This window comes from Acinetobacter sp. HZNU-JH01 (genome assembly GCF_037996845.1).
GTDB classification, from domain to species: domain Bacteria; phylum Pseudomonadota; class Gammaproteobacteria; order Pseudomonadales; family Moraxellaceae; genus Acinetobacter; species Acinetobacter haemolyticus.
On record NZ_JBBMZX010000001.1, the window covers coordinates 2,312,555 to 2,330,920 of the forward strand.

Annotated in this window: 11 protein-coding genes; 7 read left to right on the forward strand and 4 right to left on the reverse strand. The window is 40.5% G+C overall.

The window, feature by feature from the left end; all coding sequences use genetic code 11:
* The first annotated feature begins 84 nt into the window (after nucleotides 1-84).
* The 3 genes from AAC851_RS11010 (at nucleotide 85) to recD (ending at nucleotide 9,297) form a co-directional block, all read left to right on the forward strand.
* Nucleotides 85-3,735, forward strand: coding sequence for an exodeoxyribonuclease V subunit gamma (locus AAC851_RS11010; RefSeq protein WP_125501143.1), 3,651 nt, complete (start codon nucleotides 85-87; stop codon nucleotides 3,733-3,735).
* A gap of 3 nt (nucleotides 3,736-3,738) precedes the next feature.
* Nucleotides 3,739-7,452 (forward strand): UvrD-helicase domain-containing protein, encoded by a 3,714-nt coding sequence (locus AAC851_RS11015; protein ID WP_100834102.1) that lies wholly within the window; start codon nucleotides 3,739-3,741, stop codon nucleotides 7,450-7,452.
* 99 nt (nucleotides 7,453-7,551) lie between these two features.
* Nucleotides 7,552-9,297: an exodeoxyribonuclease V subunit alpha gene (gene recD, locus AAC851_RS11020; protein WP_409449425.1), complete on the forward strand. Its 1,746-nt coding sequence runs from the start codon at nucleotides 7,552-7,554 to the stop codon at nucleotides 9,295-9,297.
* Nucleotides 9,298-10,047: 750 nt separating this feature from the next.
* Here recD and AAC851_RS11025 read toward each other — a convergent pair.
* Complete coding sequence (locus AAC851_RS11025) at nucleotides 10,048-11,346, reverse strand: serine hydrolase domain-containing protein (protein ID WP_100834099.1); 1,299 nt, start codon at nucleotides 11,344-11,346, stop codon at nucleotides 10,048-10,050.
* Between the two features lie 237 nt (nucleotides 11,347-11,583).
* Between AAC851_RS11025 and rpsO the strand changes: the two genes are divergently transcribed.
* The 3 genes from rpsO to AAC851_RS11040 all read left to right on the forward strand — a co-directional run bounded on the left by rpsO (nucleotide 11,584) and on the right by AAC851_RS11040 (nucleotide 15,502).
* Nucleotides 11,584-11,853, forward strand: coding sequence for a 30S ribosomal protein S15 (rpsO, locus tag AAC851_RS11030; RefSeq protein WP_004637724.1), 270 nt, complete (start codon nucleotides 11,584-11,586; stop codon nucleotides 11,851-11,853).
* A gap of 253 nt (nucleotides 11,854-12,106) precedes the next feature.
* The gene (gene pnp / locus AAC851_RS11035; RefSeq protein WP_340601044.1) at nucleotides 12,107-14,194 is read left to right on the forward strand and encodes a polyribonucleotide nucleotidyltransferase; all 2,088 of its coding nucleotides are present in this window, start codon (nucleotides 12,107-12,109) and stop codon (nucleotides 14,192-14,194) included.
* An 84-nt stretch (nucleotides 14,195-14,278) separates the two neighbouring features.
* Nucleotides 14,279-15,502, forward strand: a complete 1,224-nt coding sequence (locus AAC851_RS11040; RefSeq protein ID WP_075316291.1) for a magnesium transporter CorA family protein — start codon at nucleotides 14,279-14,281, stop codon at nucleotides 15,500-15,502.
* 29 nt (nucleotides 15,503-15,531) lie between these two features.
* Here AAC851_RS11040 and AAC851_RS11045 read toward each other — a convergent pair whose 3' ends face one another.
* Nucleotides 15,532-15,858: a chaperone modulator CbpM gene (locus AAC851_RS11045; protein ID WP_004637727.1), complete on the reverse strand. Its 327-nt coding sequence runs from the start codon at nucleotides 15,856-15,858 to the stop codon at nucleotides 15,532-15,534.
* An 11-nt stretch (nucleotides 15,859-15,869) separates the two neighbouring features.
* Complete coding sequence (locus tag AAC851_RS11050) at nucleotides 15,870-16,832, reverse strand: DnaJ C-terminal domain-containing protein (protein ID WP_125501142.1); 963 nt, start codon at nucleotides 16,830-16,832, stop codon at nucleotides 15,870-15,872.
* 163 nt (nucleotides 16,833-16,995) lie between these two features.
* Here AAC851_RS11050 and AAC851_RS11055 point away from each other — a divergent pair, with 163 nt between their 5' ends.
* Complete coding sequence (locus AAC851_RS11055; RefSeq protein ID WP_075316288.1) at nucleotides 16,996-17,346, forward strand: hypothetical protein; 351 nt, start codon at nucleotides 16,996-16,998, stop codon at nucleotides 17,344-17,346.
* 109 nt (nucleotides 17,347-17,455) lie between these two features.
* Here the strand turns inward: AAC851_RS11055 and hslO are convergent, their stop codons facing one another.
* Nucleotides 17,456-18,328 carry an Hsp33 family molecular chaperone HslO gene (gene hslO, locus AAC851_RS11060; RefSeq protein WP_125501141.1) on the reverse strand — a complete coding sequence of 291 codons (873 nt, stop codon included), beginning with the start codon at nucleotides 18,326-18,328 and terminating at the stop codon, nucleotides 17,456-17,458.
* Nucleotides 18,329-18,366: the final 38 nt, after the last annotated feature.

The following is an 18,366-nucleotide window of genomic DNA, read 5'->3' on the forward strand; positions in this document are numbered from 1 at the left end:
TAGTTCTACAAGCTTGTATAGTGATGATTGTGTACGAATTTGTGCATAAATAGGGTGTTTTTGATCAATGGGGTTCAGTTAAGCATGGGTATTCATGTTATTCAAAGTCAAAGCCTTGAGGTGTTATTAAAAGGCGTGATGACAGCAATCACCCAACCAAGTCACTCTCCATTGCAAGTATTTCATACGCAGCATTTTATTGTGCCAAGTCCTGCTCAAGAACAGTGGCTGACCCAGAAGATTGCTGAACAGCAGGGAATGACGGCAAACTATCAGTTTCATCATCGTATTCGCGGATTTCAATGGTTTGCCTATCAACAGGTCCTTGATAATAAGGAAAAAGTACGTAAAGCCAATATTCCACGTCTGATTTTAAAATGGCGTATTCATCAAGCTTTGCAACCCTTTATTCAGGCTGAACAGATCACTCTTGAGCCTGAACATCCTCTCTATTCGATTGTGCAACGAATTTATAATAGTGCGGACCAGTTGCAACAAAGCACTGAAAAGCAACTCAAAAAACAAAGCATGTTGTATTGGGTCGCTGAACAAGTTTCGCATTTATTTAATAACTATATGATCTACAGGGGACATTGCCAAAGAGGCTGTGGTGATGCTTGTACATGCTTGACCAATTGGCTTTCGACTTGGGGGCAAAATAAAGCACTCGATATCGAAAATTTGATCTCAAAAACGGATCAGCAGATCTCAGCATTTAGCTTACAACAAACGCAACAATTAGAAGCATGGCAGCGTTGGTTATGGCAAAACCATTTTCATGATGACTATGTGGAAATGCAAACGATCGATGCGGAGTTTTGGCAGCTTTTAGACAACCAACAGAGCCGTGCACAAGCATTGGAGCAATTACCAGCACAAGTGATTGTGTTTACCTTATTAGATTTGCCGCCCAGTCAATTACAGTTTTTACGCCGTTTGGGACAATATCTAGACGTGTTGATTTTGCACTATAACCCCTCTCAGGAATATTGGGCAGATAGTGTCGATCCGTTGTGGAAGCAGCGTTATGACTTGGGGGTGAAAGAACGTTTTATTGGCAAAAATCCAAAAGCCACTGACGCTGAAATCTCAGCATTTTTTGAAAGTTTTAGTTTAGGTTTTAATGCGTTAAATCGTGAATCGCGACATCCGCTTTTGACGCGTTTGGGTAAACAAGCACGAGATCATTTCTCCTTGTTGTCACAATTGGCAACGGGAGAGGAAGGGAAGTGGGTCGATGCTTTTATTGATCATTTTCCTGAAACTTTACTCGGAAGAATTCAGTCTGATATTTTTTATTTAGCCGAACCTAAAGCCGAACAATATGAATTGGCTGCTGAAGATCATTCGGTTCAAATTCATGTGTGTCACTCCAGTTTAAGGCAACTGGAAGTCCTCAAAGAGCAATTAATTCACTGGTTATCACAAACGGATGCAGTACCACGCCGTCCGAGTGATGTCTTGATTTTAACGCCAAATTTGGCGGAATTAGAACCTCTGATTCGCAGTGTATTTCCTGCGGTTCCAAATGAACACGATGTATTTTTACCCGTCAAAATTGCAGGCGTGGCACAACTGGATGCTTTAAATGCTTGGCGTGCAGTAGTAGGTCGGTTGCAGCTGACACAAGGTCGTTTTACACAAGATGATTTTGCCGATTGGCTCAATCTTGCTGCGACCCAACAACGCTATGGTTTGGATTACACACAAACCCAGCGGGTTTTAGATTTACTCAATGATGCAGGCTTTAAACGTGGTTTAGATGAAGCACATCTCAAACAAACACTTAGTGCTGAGGATAGGGATTACCGCTATAGCTTTAAGTTTGCTCTAGATCGCTTGGCCTTAGGTATTGCTGTACCTGCACATGTGATGGTGCAGCAAACCTTGAGTTATGCGTTGGTGCAGCCCAGTGATTTTGAATTGATTGGTATTCTGATTCAGATTTATCAGGATCTGTCTGCGCGCCGAGATTGGTTGGTGGTGCATGAACAGGGACAGCGTTTACCTGTAGAAATATGGTTAAAACGACTTAAAGAAGATATACAAGAATTTGAGCAAGCTGACATTGTGGCATTAAAAACCGTTCGTGAGATTATTCAAAAACAAGAACGTATGCTGACTTTGGCAAGCTATTACGATGATGCTGAAACACAGCTTCGCGAAATATCTTTACCGTTGCCTTATATCCTCGAGGAAATCCAACGCACTTTAGAGAGTCAATCTGCGCAAGTGGAACCCACAGGACAAATCACGTTTAGCCAAATTGGACAGATCCGCCCGATTCCTTATCGCTTAATTGTGTTGTTAAATTTAGATACAGGTAAATTTCCAAATCGCGATAGCCATATTCCATTTGATTTGATGGATGCACTACGCCAACAACTGGGTGATCGTTCTCGTTTAGAAGATGATCAAGGGGCTTTTCTGGATGCGGTGCTATTGGCGCAAGAGCAATTATGGTTGTTCTATAATGGCTTTGATATTAATGACGGTGAGGTCCGAGAACCTTCAAGTATTTTGCAAGGTTTCCGTGATCACTTGGCATTGGTTGTGAAAGCCCCTCTCTCTAAATCTCTCCCAGAGGGAGAGACTTCCTTTAATTCTTTTGGGGAAGACTATGAGAAACTCCAGATTCCACCACAGCTCTACCCACTTTATCATCTGCATCGCTTGCAACCTTTTGATCCACTCGGTTTTTTAGCAGAGCAAAGTTATACGCGTTTTCAAGATCATTGGTTTAAAGTGGCATCACAAATTCAGCAAGTCAAAGGTGAGCGCCAAGCTTGGGTCAATAGTACTTATCCAATTGAGCTGAATGAAATGGTGATCTTAGATAGTCAGCAATGGATTCAGGATGTTACCTTTCCAGCAAGACTATATCTAAAAACATTAGGGGTAGAGAATCTCAGTGCCACTGACTTGGTTGATCAAAACGAGCCTTTGCTATTAGATGGTTTAGGTAAATATACAATCCGCCATTTTTTACAACAACAGGATAATCAAGCGACGCCAGCAGTTTTGCAAGATCAGTTGCCTGTAGGGAAAGTGCAGCAAAGTGCTTGGCAACAAAGTTGTCTAGAACAACAGCGTTTGTTGGAGCGACTACAACAATATGCAGTCGCACCGACTGAAACAACGCAGCGAGTTTGGCGCATTTCCAAACAACTTCAGATGAGTTGTGTAGTCCCAAAACAAAATACACAAGACTGGGTTAGCTTAGATGCATCGAGTGCACGTGCTAAACGCTTCGCTAAAGTGTGGCTGGAATATTTACTGTGGTTGGCGATATTGAATCATGATTCAGCAGTCTCGAAACGCCGTATCGTAGTGTTTAGCGATCAGACTGTGATTTGCGAAGGTTTAAGTGCTCAGCAAGCGCAGCAGTATTTACAAGCATGGTTACAACTTTGGCAAACTGGGCAACAACAACCAGTGGTGTTGCCAGCAGCTTTACTGCTTAAGCCGCTGGAAAAAGGCAAACACTATGATTGGGTTGAACAGGATAGCCAGCAGGTTTTAGTCGACGACAGCCAAAGGCAGGTGTTGAAAGATTGGAATGATACCGGTGATTTTTCAGGTTTTGATATGACACAAAATGAAGCCTGTAAACTGCATCGAGATTGGCAATTTATTCTACAAGAACAAGATGCGAGCGCATTATTGCAATACGCCTGTGATCATTATAGCTATGCGCTGTATCAACCCATTTTTGAATTTTTACGCGTGGAGTAAGGCATGAGTTCAAAATTTCCTGTGTCTTATCAACCCATCTGTGATATTCAATTTGAAGGTTTGCATCTGATTGAAGCATCGGCTGGAACAGGTAAAACGTATACTTTATCGAGTTTGATGGTTCGCATTTTCTTAGAAAAATATTTACCGAATCAAGTGATTGCCACGACCTTTACCCGCGCTGCTGCTGCGGAGTTAAAGAGCCGTATCCGTGCTCGATTGATTGAAGTACAACAATATTTAGAACCATTACGTACGGTATTGGAAAGTGATATTTACACTCGTGCAGCACAAGAATCTGATCCGTTAAAGCAGCATTTACTTAAAACTTTTGCTCCGCGTATTGCCTATGCCTGTGAACGTTTAAAACTGGTGGTCGACCAGTTAGATGAGCTGTTCGTAGGAACACTGGATAGCTTTAGCCAAAAGTTATTACGTGAGTTTGCCTTTGAAAGTGGCAAGATCGAACGTGCTCAAATCACTGAAGATGCGAAAGCTTATACACGTCAATTGATCCATGATGTATTACGAGAATGGATTCAATCACAACCCCAACATGTCATTGATGCACTTTATAGTGTGGGTGCGCTTAAAAGTGTGGATCATTTTGTCGGGATGGTTGAGAGCTCTTTAAATTTTAGCTCCGCACACTTTAAATTACCTGACATGCCTGAAATTGAACTGGCTCAATTACAACAGTGGCAACAACAAGCACAGCAAATTGAACTCAGTGCTTTGACCGAATATTTTAATTTAGATGGGGCATATTATTCTCATATTAATGGCACCTCTTTTCGTAACAATGCTTTTAATAAACTCTTTTGTGAGTCTTTACCGCAGCTATTAAAAGCGCTTGCAGATTCGCAAAATGTACAGGTTTTTGATGGTTATCTTTCTGATGCTCGAGAGACTGTTTTTAAATTCTTAGACAAGCTCGACAGTCAGAAGATTTTTAAAAAATGTCCCGCTGAAGTTTCGGATGGGTTTTATCAGCATCCTACGATTCTACACATTCAAAAACTTTGCCATTCTTTAAAAGAAACACAACAACAATTTGAACAACTCCAGGTGTATCTAAAAGCGTATCTGTGTATTGAAGTCAAAAAACGCTTACCGCAAGTGTTACAGCAAAAAGGCGAAACCACTTTTGCACAACAAATCAAAACCTTGTCAGAAGCATTAAAAGGTGAGCAAGGTCAACGTTTTGCGGTATTTGTACAGGCACATTATCCCTTGATTTTGGTGGATGAGTTTCAAGATACCAACCAAGATCAGGATGATATGTTGGCGACCATTTGGCGACATCCACAACGTTACCAAAAAGGCTGCATGATCATGGTGGGCGACCGTAAGCAGGCAATTTATGGTTTCCGCGGTGGTGATATGCTGACCTTTTTAAATGCTTATCAAGATATTATGTCGAAGCAGGGTCGTGAATATAAGCTGATTCATAACCATCGCTCAGTCAAAGAGTTAGTTGAAGTTGTGGATGTGTTGTTTCAACGGCAAATGGATTTTGGTGAACAGGTAGTTTATGACCCAATTCAAGCGGGGGCACGTCCGCATCCAGCATTGATTGAAAATGAACAAGTCAATCCTGCACCATTACGTTGGTTACAACTACAAGATGGCAATGAACAAGCAACCCAAGTGGCTTGGAAGATTCAAAGTTTACTCAATCAAGCCCATTTGCAACAGTTATATCTAGATGGAGAAAATCACCAAGTCATCAGTGAAGATGACATTGCGGTACTTTCACGTAGTCATCGTCAGCTAGATGAAGTTCAATATGCTTTAGAGCGATTAGGTATCCGTGTCAATCGTCCATCAAAGCGCAGTGTGTTTGATTCAAAGATCGCGCAAGATGTTGGCGCATTACTCACCGCATTGTTGCATCCTTATGATGAAGCGAAGTTGAAGCGTGCTTTACTCAGCCGTTTATTTGGTTTTGATCTGTCACAACTAGTCGCACTTGAGCAAAGTGCAGAAGGGCTGAGTCATTATATTCAGCAGTTCGATGACATCCGCGAAATGTGGCGCAATCAAGGCTTCTTGGTGGCATGGCAACGTTGTTTAAATCAATTTGAAATTTGGCAGCAATTGGTCGCAACGCAAAGTAAAGATAATGAACGGGCAGTGGTCAACTTACGCCATCTCACTGATATTTTGAGTCAGCACAGTGAGCATGTTCAAGGTATTCACAACCTCTATCATTGGTATTTAAAACAACTCCACTCTCCAAGTGACCGAGAATGGGAGTTGGAGCATAAGCTATCCAGTGAAGCGGGTGTGCAGTTGATGACCATTCATCAATCCAAAGGTCTAGAATTTAAAATTGTATTTTTACTTGGCGCGAACAAAGCATTTTCTGAAATGCAGAAGACCTTAAATTTCTCCACCACTGAAATTCAAATCCCTGAGACAGGACAGACTCGAACCCAGCGTGTAGTGGCAATTGCAGATAAAAACTTTTTGCAACAAAATGAACTCGATCAGCATAAGCAACGTGCGCAGGCTGAGCAAAATCGATTATGGTATGTGGCATTAACGCGTGCGAGTCACCGTGTTTATGCGATATTTGAACCTGAAAAAGGCGATAAAAATAAATTATCAGGTTTGGCATTTTGGAAAAACCAAGGGGATATTTTTCAGCATCCATATAGTGTTGAAGATCATTTGTTGTTGGAACAGCCAGCTTCATTACGAACACAAGAAACTCAGCCAGAGCGATTATTAGCCGCTGAGCCTTTACCTACACAACGTTTTTATGCGCGCGGAAAAACCAGTTTTAGTTATTTGGCGCAGCATCTTAAACATAAAGCCAATCGCCTTGATCGTTTAGCGAATGCAGATCAACAGTTTGATCAGGCTGAAGATGAGTTTGATCTTTTAACAGTTGAAAGTGGTGCGGTATCACAGCCGATTGCTTGGATTAAACACTATTTTCCAAAAGGAACATTGGCAGGAAATTTCCTGCATGAGATTTTTGAGCAGATTGACTTTCAGCATCCTGAAACATGGATCGAGGAAATTCGCCGCCGTTTTAAAAATACTTATCAAGGTTTATGGGTCGCATTATTAGAACAATATCAGCAACATTTTCCTGAGCAAGAGAATGGTGAGCAGCAGTTATATCAATGGATTGCGTTGTGGTTAGCAGATGTACTGCAAACACCACTCAACCAAGGTTTTCAATTACAACAATTAGTCGCAGGACAGTATTTATCAGAGTGTCCGTTTTACTTAGCGTTATCTGATCGTGTGTTAGCGATGCAGCGCGTACAACAGTTATTTGAAGAATATGACATTCAAATGCCTGAGTTTATTGATGCGAAATCAGCACGTTATTTGAATGGTTCGATTGACTTAGTTTTCTTTGATGGACAGCGATATCATATTGCTGATTATAAGAGTAATTATTTGGGTGAGAATCAAGCAGATTATCAATCTACACAAATTGCTGAAAGCATGTCTTTATCCAGTTATTGGCTTCAAGCCGCTTTATATTTGGTGGCATTGCACCGTTATTTAAGCGTGAAATTACAAAATTATCGTATTGATCAGCATTTAGGTGGTGCGTCTTATTTATATTTGCGTGGTATGAATGGACAAGCAGATCAAGGCTATTTTTATTGGAAACCTGAGGATGAGTTTGTCTTGCGTTTAGACGCAATATTGGGATATTTCTCTGAGGATAAACTAGGAAAAGGTGTGTAGATAAAATGGCTAAATTTAAATTAAACAAAATCTTATCTTGTGGATAAGCTTGTTTATAACCTTGTGGACAAGCGTGTGGGTAAGTTTGAGGATAACTCTGTGGACAAGCTAATCAGTGATCAGTCAGAACAAATGACTTGGATAAATATGTGGAGTCGTTATCTCACACAAGCTCCATTTTCTCAATCTGCTCAAGCAGATAGCGCTGCACATGTGTTACAACAACTGATTGAAGCCAGTTTAAATGGCGATAGTTGTATTCAAGTTGATTTAGTTCAACTGGAAGCCTTGGGTGATTTAGCAATTCCAAGCGAAAAAGCAGCCACTCAAGTTGCCCCATGTGTCTACGATCAGCAGGGCTTGGCATTATACCGATATTGGCAGTTAGAACAACGCCTCGCACAGCAGATTTGCCGATTAAAGCGACAAATGACACCAGTAATCGATATTTCTGAGTATGAATCATTGCTTGAAGATGAATTTCAACAAGCCGCTCTGAAAATGGTATTGCAACAATGGCTCAGTATCATCACAGGTGGACCAGGTACAGGTAAAACTTATACCTTGGCACGTATCATTGCGGCACTCAACCAAATGATTCCTGATATCCGAATTGCTATGGCTGCACCCACAGGAAAAGCTGCGCAGCGAATGCAAGAAGCACTACAAAATTCATTTAACGATCCAAACTTGATTGCATCGGGTTTAGTGACTGATGAATTGCGTAATCAAAGCACACAAACCTTGCATCGTTTATTGGGAATGGGGAATCGACAAATTCCTCGCTTTAACGTGAAGCAGCCTTTGCCTTATGATGTGATTGTTGTCGATGAAGCATCGATGTTGGATTTAAGTCTTGCCACTGCATTGTTTGAAGCTGTGCCTGATTCTTGTCGAATCATATTGTTGGGGGATGCTAATCAGTTGGCCTCCGTCGATGTCGGGTCTGTTTTAGCTGACTTACAACAAGTCGAGGGTTTGGCAGAGAATCGTGTTCAACTGCAAAATAGTCGCCGCTTTTCAGATAAAGCAAAAATTGGTCAATTGGCGCGCTTTATTCAAGCACAACAAGCTTCATCTGAATCGGTCTTAACTCAGCTTGAACAGGAAATTGTAAAGCCAGCTTCTTTGCAAGAAATGAGTTTGAGTACAGCAATGCCTGATGCGATTCAGTTGGAATATCTACCTGAGCAATTGGATATAGAGATTGAACAATATCAGCAGAAATTAATGTATGGATTCAATGATTATGCTGAAATATTAAAATCTTATTTACATGCAGATCAACCAGAACAATACATTCAAGACGTGATACGTGTGTTTGATGATTATCGAATTTTGGCGGCAGTGAAACACGGCGCATTAGGTATTGAACAACTCAATCGCTATGCTGAGCGATGGTTGAATCAACAGCTTAAACAAATCGCTGTTGCAGAATGGTATGTCGGTCGTCCTGTAATGATGACTTATAATGATTATCAGCTCGGGATCTCAAATGGTGATATCGGGATTTGTTTTAAACATCGGACTCAAGCACAGCAATTTGAAGTATTTTTCCCTAGTTTAAATAAATGGATTGCAGCGCATCGTTTGCCACGTAATATGCAAACAGCTTTTGCATTGACTATTCACAAGTCTCAAGGCTCTGAGTTTACACATACCGCAATTGTGTTAGATTCAAATGCGAAAAAACTGCTTAGTCAGGAACTGATTTATACAGCAGTTACACGTGCTAAAAAAGTGGTCACGTTGCTGGCAGATCCAAATGCGCTGTTACAAGCCCTTACAGTACGCACAGTTCGTCGCAGTGGTTTAGTACAAAAGATCAATTTTCAAGGATTGTAAACTTATTCTTCAAAATTCACATTTTTGTAAGAAAAAGCTTACAAGGATTCGAGATATTGTCGCTAGAGCAATTTGCTGGTTTTTGAGATTATGGACACACAAAGAACCTAGCATGGAAAGTTAGGTAAATCGCAAAAAGAATAATAATAATGTCGTGATGACAGCGGGCTTACAGTGAAGTAAGTGATAAAAGAGGAAATTTACAGCCGCTAAGCCTTGTAGTTTTGGGAGAGACTACAGGGCTTTTTTATTTTTATCATTTCTTGAAGCAATTATCTAACAAAATATCGTTCATCAAATTCCATAAAGAGAACAGATAATATTGTGTACAGTTTTTGCATAAAAAAATAGGGGCTGTAGTAGATTATCACAAGGCTAATCTACTACAGCCCCAAATATTTTTACGAGATTGCAATGCTTTAAAACAACAATTTAAGTGGCAAACCATTGTTAGACAGTTTTTTTTAATTATTAAGTTAATTGTTATACAGAATCGTACGTTTTTGCTTACACGCAGATAAGAAAAAAGCTATTTTTCTCCACAATTGATTGTGACAGAATAGTCGGTATAAAGAGAAGAGATTTTTTAATTAAATAACAAAAACGATGTGTAAATTGCATGCAGAGGGTAAAAGGGCAAGCGAATACAAAAAAGATAAATCATAAAAAGAAATTAAAATAAGAATAATAAAAACTTCAGCGCAAAAGCCCGAGTGTAACTTGGGCTTTTTTGTATGCTTGAATTATAGATTACACCAAATCATTTTCCGTACGATCAGTTGCAAACAATGAACGACGTTGATCCTTTGGAATCTTTGGACAGTTGGTTGAGATTTGATAGAGCGTTTTGGCTAAGGCGGGTAAATGTGTTCCTACTACAGATTTTCCTGTCGTGAGTAATGACACACTGATGTCACGCTCAGGATCAGCCCAACATAAAATGTTAGAAAAACCAATATGACCGAATGCTTGCCCTGTCATTGGGCCAAATAAGCCGATCGGGTTACTGCCTAACATTGGTCCAAGCGCATAACGCATCGGCGCGAGTAAACTGCGATCAATGCTAATTCCTGATGTCGGTAGTGTCGAACGGAAAACGGTCTTGGCACTCATAATTTGCTTACCTTGATACTCTCCACCACTCAGTAACATTTCAAAAAAGCGTCCTGCTTGCTCTGCACTGGTGTAAATATTTCCAGCAGGGCAAATGGTATCCATGAAACGGCTATCATTGGTAATATCGACTGCCATCTGTAGTCCAGCGCCGAGTACGTGCTCCAAATAACGATCTGTGCCTAAACTCGGATGAATCCCTGTTGCATAGTTCATTGCAACATCAGCACGATATTCTGGTTTCAAACCATAGTTGAAATAGTCCAATCCCATCGGTTTTTCAATTTGTTCAGCTAAAAATTCACGTACAGTTTGCCCTGTCACACGATGAACAATCTCCCCCAAAATATAACCAGCGGTAACCGCATGATAGGCAAGGTGAGTACCCGAAGGCGAAACGGGTTTAGCTGCACATAGGCGTTTTAAAATTTCTTCTTGATCAAACAATAGTTCTGGTGTGACTTCGCCTTCAACGCGAGGAATACCTCCGCGGTGGGAGAGTAAATGAAATAGTGTCGCGCGGCGTTTGCCATTCACTCCATATTCAGGAATATAGTAACTAATCGGGTCAAGTAAATTGAGATCACCACGCTCATCTAACATATGAATCAGCATGGCAGTGACCATTTTTGAAGCTGAAAATAGACAGATTGGGGTATCAGGTGTTCCAATTTTAGCATCGGCAGCCAAACCATCAGGCGAATTTCCCTGTGCATGGCCTATACTGCGATTAATTAAGATTTCCCCTTTGCGACGTAAACACAACGTAATCAGTGGATAGTTGCCTGTTCGATATAATGATTCGACACTGGTCCAAATTTTGTCAACTTGAGCATGACTCATTCCACCAAGTTCTGCTGAAACTTCATCCTTTGAGCGAATGACTTGGCTGAGATCATGAGGAACATAACAGGTGTTAGCGGATAAAAGTTTCACGATTCCCTCGCATTTTTTCGTTTTCTTTCGTATCTGTCATAAACTGAAAACAGATTCCGGCTAGTGTGCATCTTTTAATCTGAGTTGTCAGCTGCCGAATTGCCCGCCAAGTTAAAACATTTTTGCAATATAAGGACAGATCACTTAAAATAGGCGACTTGCTGTAGTGATGCACGGCAGTCAGTTCTCGTAACTGATCAATATCGTTTATTTTATTAAGCATCTCGGAGAAATCGAATGGCTTTAACTAACGCAGATCGCGCAGAGATCATTGCTAAATTTGCTCGTGCTGAAAATGACACTGGTTCACCAGAAGTACAAGTTGCTTTATTGACTGCACAAATCAATGATTTGCAAGGTCACTTTAAAGAGCACAAACATGACCACCACAGCCGTCGTGGTTTGATTCGTATGGTTAACCAACGTCGTAAATTACTTGACTACTTAAATGGTAAAGATCACGGTCGTTATGTTGCTTTGATCGGCGCATTAGGTTTACGTCGTTAATTCGATTTGGCTTTGTTTTCGGTATTTCGCATGTTGCTATGCTTTATCGCTGAAAAGAGAGTTTCATCTAATTCACATTAGATGATTGTTAGAAGGGGCGCTTGTTCGCTCCTTCTTTGCGTTTAACTTTTTTAAATTTTGGTCTAGTGTGATGGCTTCTAAGCTTTGTCATTTATCTATAATCGTTGTAGTCTGAATGCCAAACCTTAGGGGTCTCACTAGAATTAAAACTAGGAAAATACAATACATGTCTATGTTTAATATCATTCGTAAAGAATTTCAATTTGGTCAACACCAAGTTGTTTTAGAAACGGGTCGCGTTGCACGTCAAGCAAATACAGTTTTAGTCACGATGGGTGGTGTAACTGTTTTAGTCGCAGTTGTTGCGCAACCTAAAGCAAAAGCGGGTCAAGATTTCTTCCCACTTACTGTTAACTATCAAGAAAAACAATATGCGGCTGGTCGTATCCCAGGTGGTTACGGCAAACGTGAAGGCCGTGCTTCTGAAGCTGAAACCTTAATCTCACGTCTAATTGACCGTCCAATTCGTCCGTTGTTCCCAGAAGGTTACTTCAACGAAATCCAAGTGACTGCAACTGTGGTTTCTTCAGACAAGACCATGGATGCTGACATCGCAGCGATGCTTGGTACTTCTGCAGCATTGTCTATTGCTGGCACACCTTTCCGTGGTCCAATTGGTGGTGCGCGTGTTGGTTTGATCAATGGCGAATATGTTTTAAACCCGAACTTTGAACAACTTGCACAGTCTGATCTTGACCTCGTAGTTGCAGGTACAGAGTCAGCAGTATTAATGGTTGAGTCTGAAGCGAAAGAACTTTCAGAAGACCAAATGTTGGGTGCTGTGCTTTTCGGTCATGACGAAATGCAAATTGCGATTCAAGCAATTAAAGAGTTTGCTGCCGCTGCAGGTGCAAAAGAGTCTGATTGGGTTGCCCCAGCTAAAAATGAAGCGTTGCTTGAACAATTGAAAACTGCGTTCGAAGCGAAGATTTCTGAAGCATATACCATTGCAGTAAAACAAGATCGTTATGTGGCACTAGATGCGCTTTATGCAGAAGCAGTTGCTCAGTTCGTTCCTGAAAATGACGAAACGGGTATTGCTGACGAAGTAAACGAATTATTCGAAGACCTCAAATACCGTACCGTACGTGACAACATCCTATCAGGTAAGCCACGTATTGATGGTCGTGATACGAAAACTGTTCGTGGTATCGACGTTCAAGTCGGTGTATTAGATCGTGCACACGGTTCTGCATTATTCACACGCGGTGAAACTCAGGCGTTGGTAACAACAACTTTGGGTAACACACGTGATGCATTGATGGTAGATACCCTTGCTGGTACTAAAACTGACAACTTCATGTTGCACTACAACTTCCCTGCATACTCTGTAGGCGAAACAGGTCGTGAATCAGGTCCTAAGCGTCGTGAAATCGGTCATGGTCGTTTAGCGCGCCGTGGCGTTCAAGCAGTTCTTCCTGCAGCTGATCGCTTCCCGTATGTGATTCGTATCGTATCTGACATTACTGAATCTAACGGTTCATCTTCAATGGCTTCTGTATGTGGTGCTTCATTATCACTTATGGATGCAGGTGTTCCATTAAAAGCACCAGTTGCGGGCATCGCAATGGGCTTGGTGAAAGAAGGCGAACGTTTCGCAGTTCTTTCTGACATCTTGGGTGATGAAGATCACTTAGGTGATATGGACTTTAAAGTCGCAGGTTCTGCAAACGGTATTACTGCGCTTCAAATGGACATCAAGATCGAAGGGATCACTGAAGAAATTATGGAAGTTGCATTAAACCAAGCATTTGCTGGTCGTATGCACATCCTAAATGAAATGAATAAAGTGATTTCACGTGCGCGTGCAGAGATCAGCGCAAATGCGCCGACTTTTGAAGTGATTAATATTAATCCAGATAAGATTCGTGATGTGATTGGTAAAGGTGGTGCTACCATCCGTGCTATTACAGAAGAAACTAAAGCTGCGATTGATATCGAAGACAATGGTACAGTTCGCGTATTTGGTGAAACTAAAGCTGCTGCTCGTGCTGCGATTGCAAAAATCCAAGCACTGACTGCAGAAGTTGAACCAGGTAAGATCTACGATGGTAAAGTGATTCGTATCGTTGAATTTGGTGCGTTCGTTAATATCATGCCAGGTACGGATGGCTTACTTCACATTTCGCAAATCTCGAATGAGCGTATTGCAAATGTGACTGACGTATTGAAAGAAGGTCAGGAGTTGAAAGTACAGGTTGCTGATGTCGATAACCGTGGTCGTATCAAGTTAACGATGAAAGACATCGAACAAGCTTAATCACTGTTTGAAATACAAAAAGTCCGCTTCGTGCGGACTTTTTTATGGCATGATATTTTTAATTCCAACCTAAATATGAGCACTATGCAGCTTTATTATTTCTATCGCCACAATAGTGAAAATACAATTTTTATGAGCGTACAAGAACAACAACAGCATACGCTTGAATTTCTATGGGTGGATAGCTTAAGGCAAGATTTAGTGAATCACTCAGAGACTTGGCAAAACAATATTTACGAGCAGACAGGGATTGTCTTGAATGAATTTCATATGCGAGATTTGTTGAATATTGAGCATCCATGTGCTTTTGATACCGTCGAAGAATATGATTTATTGGTCTTTCGTAAGCTGATTAGTGCGGATGATCAGATTTATGAAAATGATCCTGTGCTAGATGTACATGAGAGTGTATTTGGTCTTGCAACAACCCCAATGAGTTTTATCTTGACGCCACGAATATTGGTGAGTGTTCGTGAACAGGGGAATATGGCAGTTGAAAACTATGTCCAACGTTTACAAATGGTCATGGAACGGGAAATTTTAGAACAAAACAAGCCTCGTAAATTACCGACTACCCCAGCAGATTTGTGTTTGCGATTGCTCAATAGCATGATTGATGGTTATTTGAATTTACGTACTCCTTTAACTCGTCGTGTGGAATATTGGCAGCAACAGTTATTACAGGGGAATCGCCGTTTTAAACAATGGCATCAATTGTTTCATGAAGATATGGCATTTCAGCAAATCGAAAATTTATGTGAAGAACAAATCGAAACTTTGCAGGAGTTTCGTGATGAGTTGATTGATAACTATCATCATGTTGTGGGTGAACGAAAATACAAAACGCAAGATATTCTTTTGGTTCGCCTAAATGATTTGATGAGTCATATTGAGCGTGTGCAAAAGCATACGCTTCGGTTGCGAAATGCGATTCAATCAGCAATTGATTTGCATTTTTCTGCAACGGCAAATCAGACCAATGAAAACATGCGTATTTTGGCGATTATCACAGCTGTATTCGCACCATTAACCTTATTGACGGGGATTTATGGAATGAACTTTGAGTTTATTCCTGGATTAAAATCACCTGTTGGATTTTGGATTATGCTGGGCGTGATGCTGATGACCACCATATTGCTGTTGTACTATTTCTATCAACAGCATTTAGTTGGACGAGGCGAGCGTAGTGTGATTGATTTATTGGCACAGCAGCACAAGCAACGTAATATTAATTTATTGTGGTTCTTGGATTATGAACCGATTAAGCAGACGCTGAAAGAAGTGGAGAAAATGACCAAGCTGAAATAGCTTATCTAAGCTCAGTCATTTTCTTTTGTTCAATGAAAATGTTTGAGCTGTTTACGCAATTGTTGTACTTCATCAATCAAATCCAGCATGACAGCAACTGCTGATAAGCTCGCATCGAAATCACGTTGTAAGCGATATGCTCGACGAGCACGGGCAACATCTTCACCGATGAATTGATAATTTTGCGGCTCGACTGTGATTTGCAAAATATCGTAATCAATCAATTTGAGTACCCATTCAGTACTTTGACCACATGCTTCTGCGAAATGTTCAAGATCAAGTGCCAATTGTTCATCAACGATTTCAACTTGGCAATGACCGTCATATTGAATTTCTTTGTATTGAATAGTTGTCATGATCTTGCTCCTTATGAGGTACGAGCTTTGAATGAAGAGAACGCTTCAGCGAATTGTTGATAAGCCTGTTGTTCTTGTTCACTCTGTGCAGCTGGTAAAACAATATTAATGATCAAATAAAGGTTACCTGCGGTTTTGCTAGGAATTCCTTTGTCTTTTAGGCGAAGTTGTTGACCATTTTTTGCATTTTTCGGTAAATTGACTTTAAGCTGACCCGCAGGGGTGCTGACTTCGATGCTTTGACCTAAGCCCGCTTCCCAAGGTGCAACATCAATGGTTTGATAAACGTCAGCACCTTCGACGCGGATTCGGTCGGTATCTTTGTATTGAATCTCAATATATAAGTCGCCATTTTCACCGCCATTGATTCCACTTTGTCCTTGACCTGTAAGGCGAATTTGTTGACCTTCTTTCATTCCTTTAGGGATTTTGACTTCTAGGGTCTTGCGCTGAATTTCAGGTTCACCATAAACATTATAGGTTGGAATCTGTAAGGTAATTTGCTGTGTAGAACCTTGATAAGCAATACTTATATCCACTTGAATTGAGGCATGTTGATCTTCACCCCGATAACTGCGTTGCTGACGTTGTGAGCGTTGTTGACCACCACCAAATCCAGCACCGAAGCGACCAAATAGATCTTCAAAACCGCTAAAGTCGGCACCATCGCCTGAGTTTTGACGATAAAATTGAGAGCCATCAAATCCACTGGCACCTTGGTTGAATCCACCTGTTCCTTGTCCAAAACCAGAAAAACCCTGTGGATGGTCCAGCGTCTGGTCATATTCAGCTTTTTTATCAGCATTGCTTAAGGTGTCATAGGCGACATTGATCGCTTGCATCTTCTCTTCGGCATCTGCTTCTTTGCTGATGTCGGGATGATATTTGCGTGCGAGTTTGCGATAGGCTTTTTTGATTTCATCTGCTGAGGCATCGCGGGTCACGCCTAGTTCTTCGTAGTAATTCTTTGTCATTGTTTATCGTCATAATCTATTACTTTTCATTCTATTATTTGACGATTAAGCAGGAAAAAACAGAGGGGATGTGTGTTGATATTGTTTCAGCAAGAACCTTTATACTTCACAGCATAAGGGTCATCCCAAACATCTTAAATGTAATTTAAAAGTAGGTTATCAAATGAATTCTCAAGAATTTGCAGAGAAAATAAACGAATATATTGTCGATGAAAATTTAATTCTTTATAAGAAATTATTTTTTAATACAAAAATAGAGGATGTGAAAGATCCATACTGGCTAAAGGCACAATCATTATTTGATTCTTTGCCTGAGGATAATAAAGAAGTTTTCTTTGAAATAATTCATCAAATTATGGTTGATACTCTTTCAACCTTTTTAGGAGTGCTTGATGGTACTACTGATTTAGGTGAAGCTGATTGTGAGTTTAATCCAAAAAATGGAGATGAAGCATTTGATGGTTATTTACAAGATTATTTTCTTTCTTTGATTGAGCAGAACAGAAAAAAATAATTTCAAAATATTGTTGAATTAAAAAGTATAAAAATTGAAAGTTGGTTACCACATGATTATATTTGAATGGAGTAACCGACTTTTGAATATCACTTCAAGCTAATATCAATTAACTCAAATGCTCACCAAACAAACCTAAAGCTTCTTCCGCAGTAAACTCATAACGGGTATTGCAGAATTGGCAATCCATTTGAATCGGATTTTGTGCTTCTAAGGTTTCATGTACTGCATCAACACCGATTTGAATCAGTGCATTGGCACAACGTTCTTTGGAACAGGTACAACCAAATTTTAGGACTTCGACTTCAGGTAAACACACTTCTTCCTCATTATACAAACGATAAAGAATTTCATTGGCTGACAGGTCGGTTAACTCTTCAGGTTTTAAGGTCTCAGTGAGCATAGTTAAACGTGGCCATAAGTCTTCATCAACGAACTCTTGTTCCTCTTCATTACGAGGAAGTAGTTGAATCAATAAACCACCTGAACGTTGACTATTGGTTGCTAGCACAATATGAGTTGGGATTTGTGCTGATAAATCATAGTATTGTATTAAACAACCTGCCAAAGTTGGTTGATCAAGTGGAACAATACCTTGATAACGCTCGCCATGTTCAGGTTCAATATTAATGAACAGAACAGGATTGGTTAATGATGCAAGCACAGTGCGACTATCAGTACCTTCAGCGAAACGAGGATCTTCTTCATAATCAGCCAAAGCACGGACTTCACCTAAATGGTTACACTCAGCCATTGCCCATTTGAACGTACCAGTTGCTTGAATTTGTAAGCTAATACGCCCTTGGATTTTCAAGGTGCTTGCAAGTAAAGCTGTTGCACTTAACATTTCACCCAATAAGCTTTGTACCGCAGGCATATATTCACGTTTCGCCAAAATGGTTTGTAGTGCTTCTTCCAAATGAACTATTTCACCGCGAATAGGACTATCTTCAATAAAAAAGCGTTGGCGTAAATCAGACATTTTTTTCTCCAGCTCCTCAAATGAGGAAAACAAAGCGG

What these genes read in the sequence shown, in the direction of transcription:
- pnp (WP_340601044.1), top strand. Translation starts at nt 12,107, where the DNA reads ATGTTTAATATCATTCGTAAAGAATTTCAATTTGGTCAACACCAAGTT.
- AAC851_RS11015 (WP_100834102.1), top strand. Translation starts at nt 3,739, where the DNA reads ATGAGTTCAAAATTTCCTGTGTCTTATCAACCCATCTGTGATATTCAA.
- hslO (WP_125501141.1), bottom strand. Translation starts at nt 18,328, where the DNA reads ATGTCTGATTTACGCCAACGCTTTTTTATTGAAGATAGTCCTATTCGC.
- AAC851_RS11055 (WP_075316288.1), top strand. Translation starts at nt 16,996, where the DNA reads ATGAATTCTCAAGAATTTGCAGAGAAAATAAACGAATATATTGTCGAT.
- AAC851_RS11050 (WP_125501142.1), bottom strand. Translation starts at nt 16,832, where the DNA reads ATGACAAAGAATTACTACGAAGAACTAGGCGTGACCCGCGATGCCTCA.
- AAC851_RS11040 (WP_075316291.1), top strand. Translation starts at nt 14,279, where the DNA reads ATGCAGCTTTATTATTTCTATCGCCACAATAGTGAAAATACAATTTTT.
- AAC851_RS11045 (WP_004637727.1), bottom strand. Translation starts at nt 15,858, where the DNA reads ATGACAACTATTCAATACAAAGAAATTCAATATGACGGTCATTGCCAA.
- AAC851_RS11010 (WP_125501143.1), top strand. Translation starts at nt 85, where the DNA reads ATGGGTATTCATGTTATTCAAAGTCAAAGCCTTGAGGTGTTATTAAAA.
- rpsO (WP_004637724.1), top strand. Translation starts at nt 11,584, where the DNA reads ATGGCTTTAACTAACGCAGATCGCGCAGAGATCATTGCTAAATTTGCT.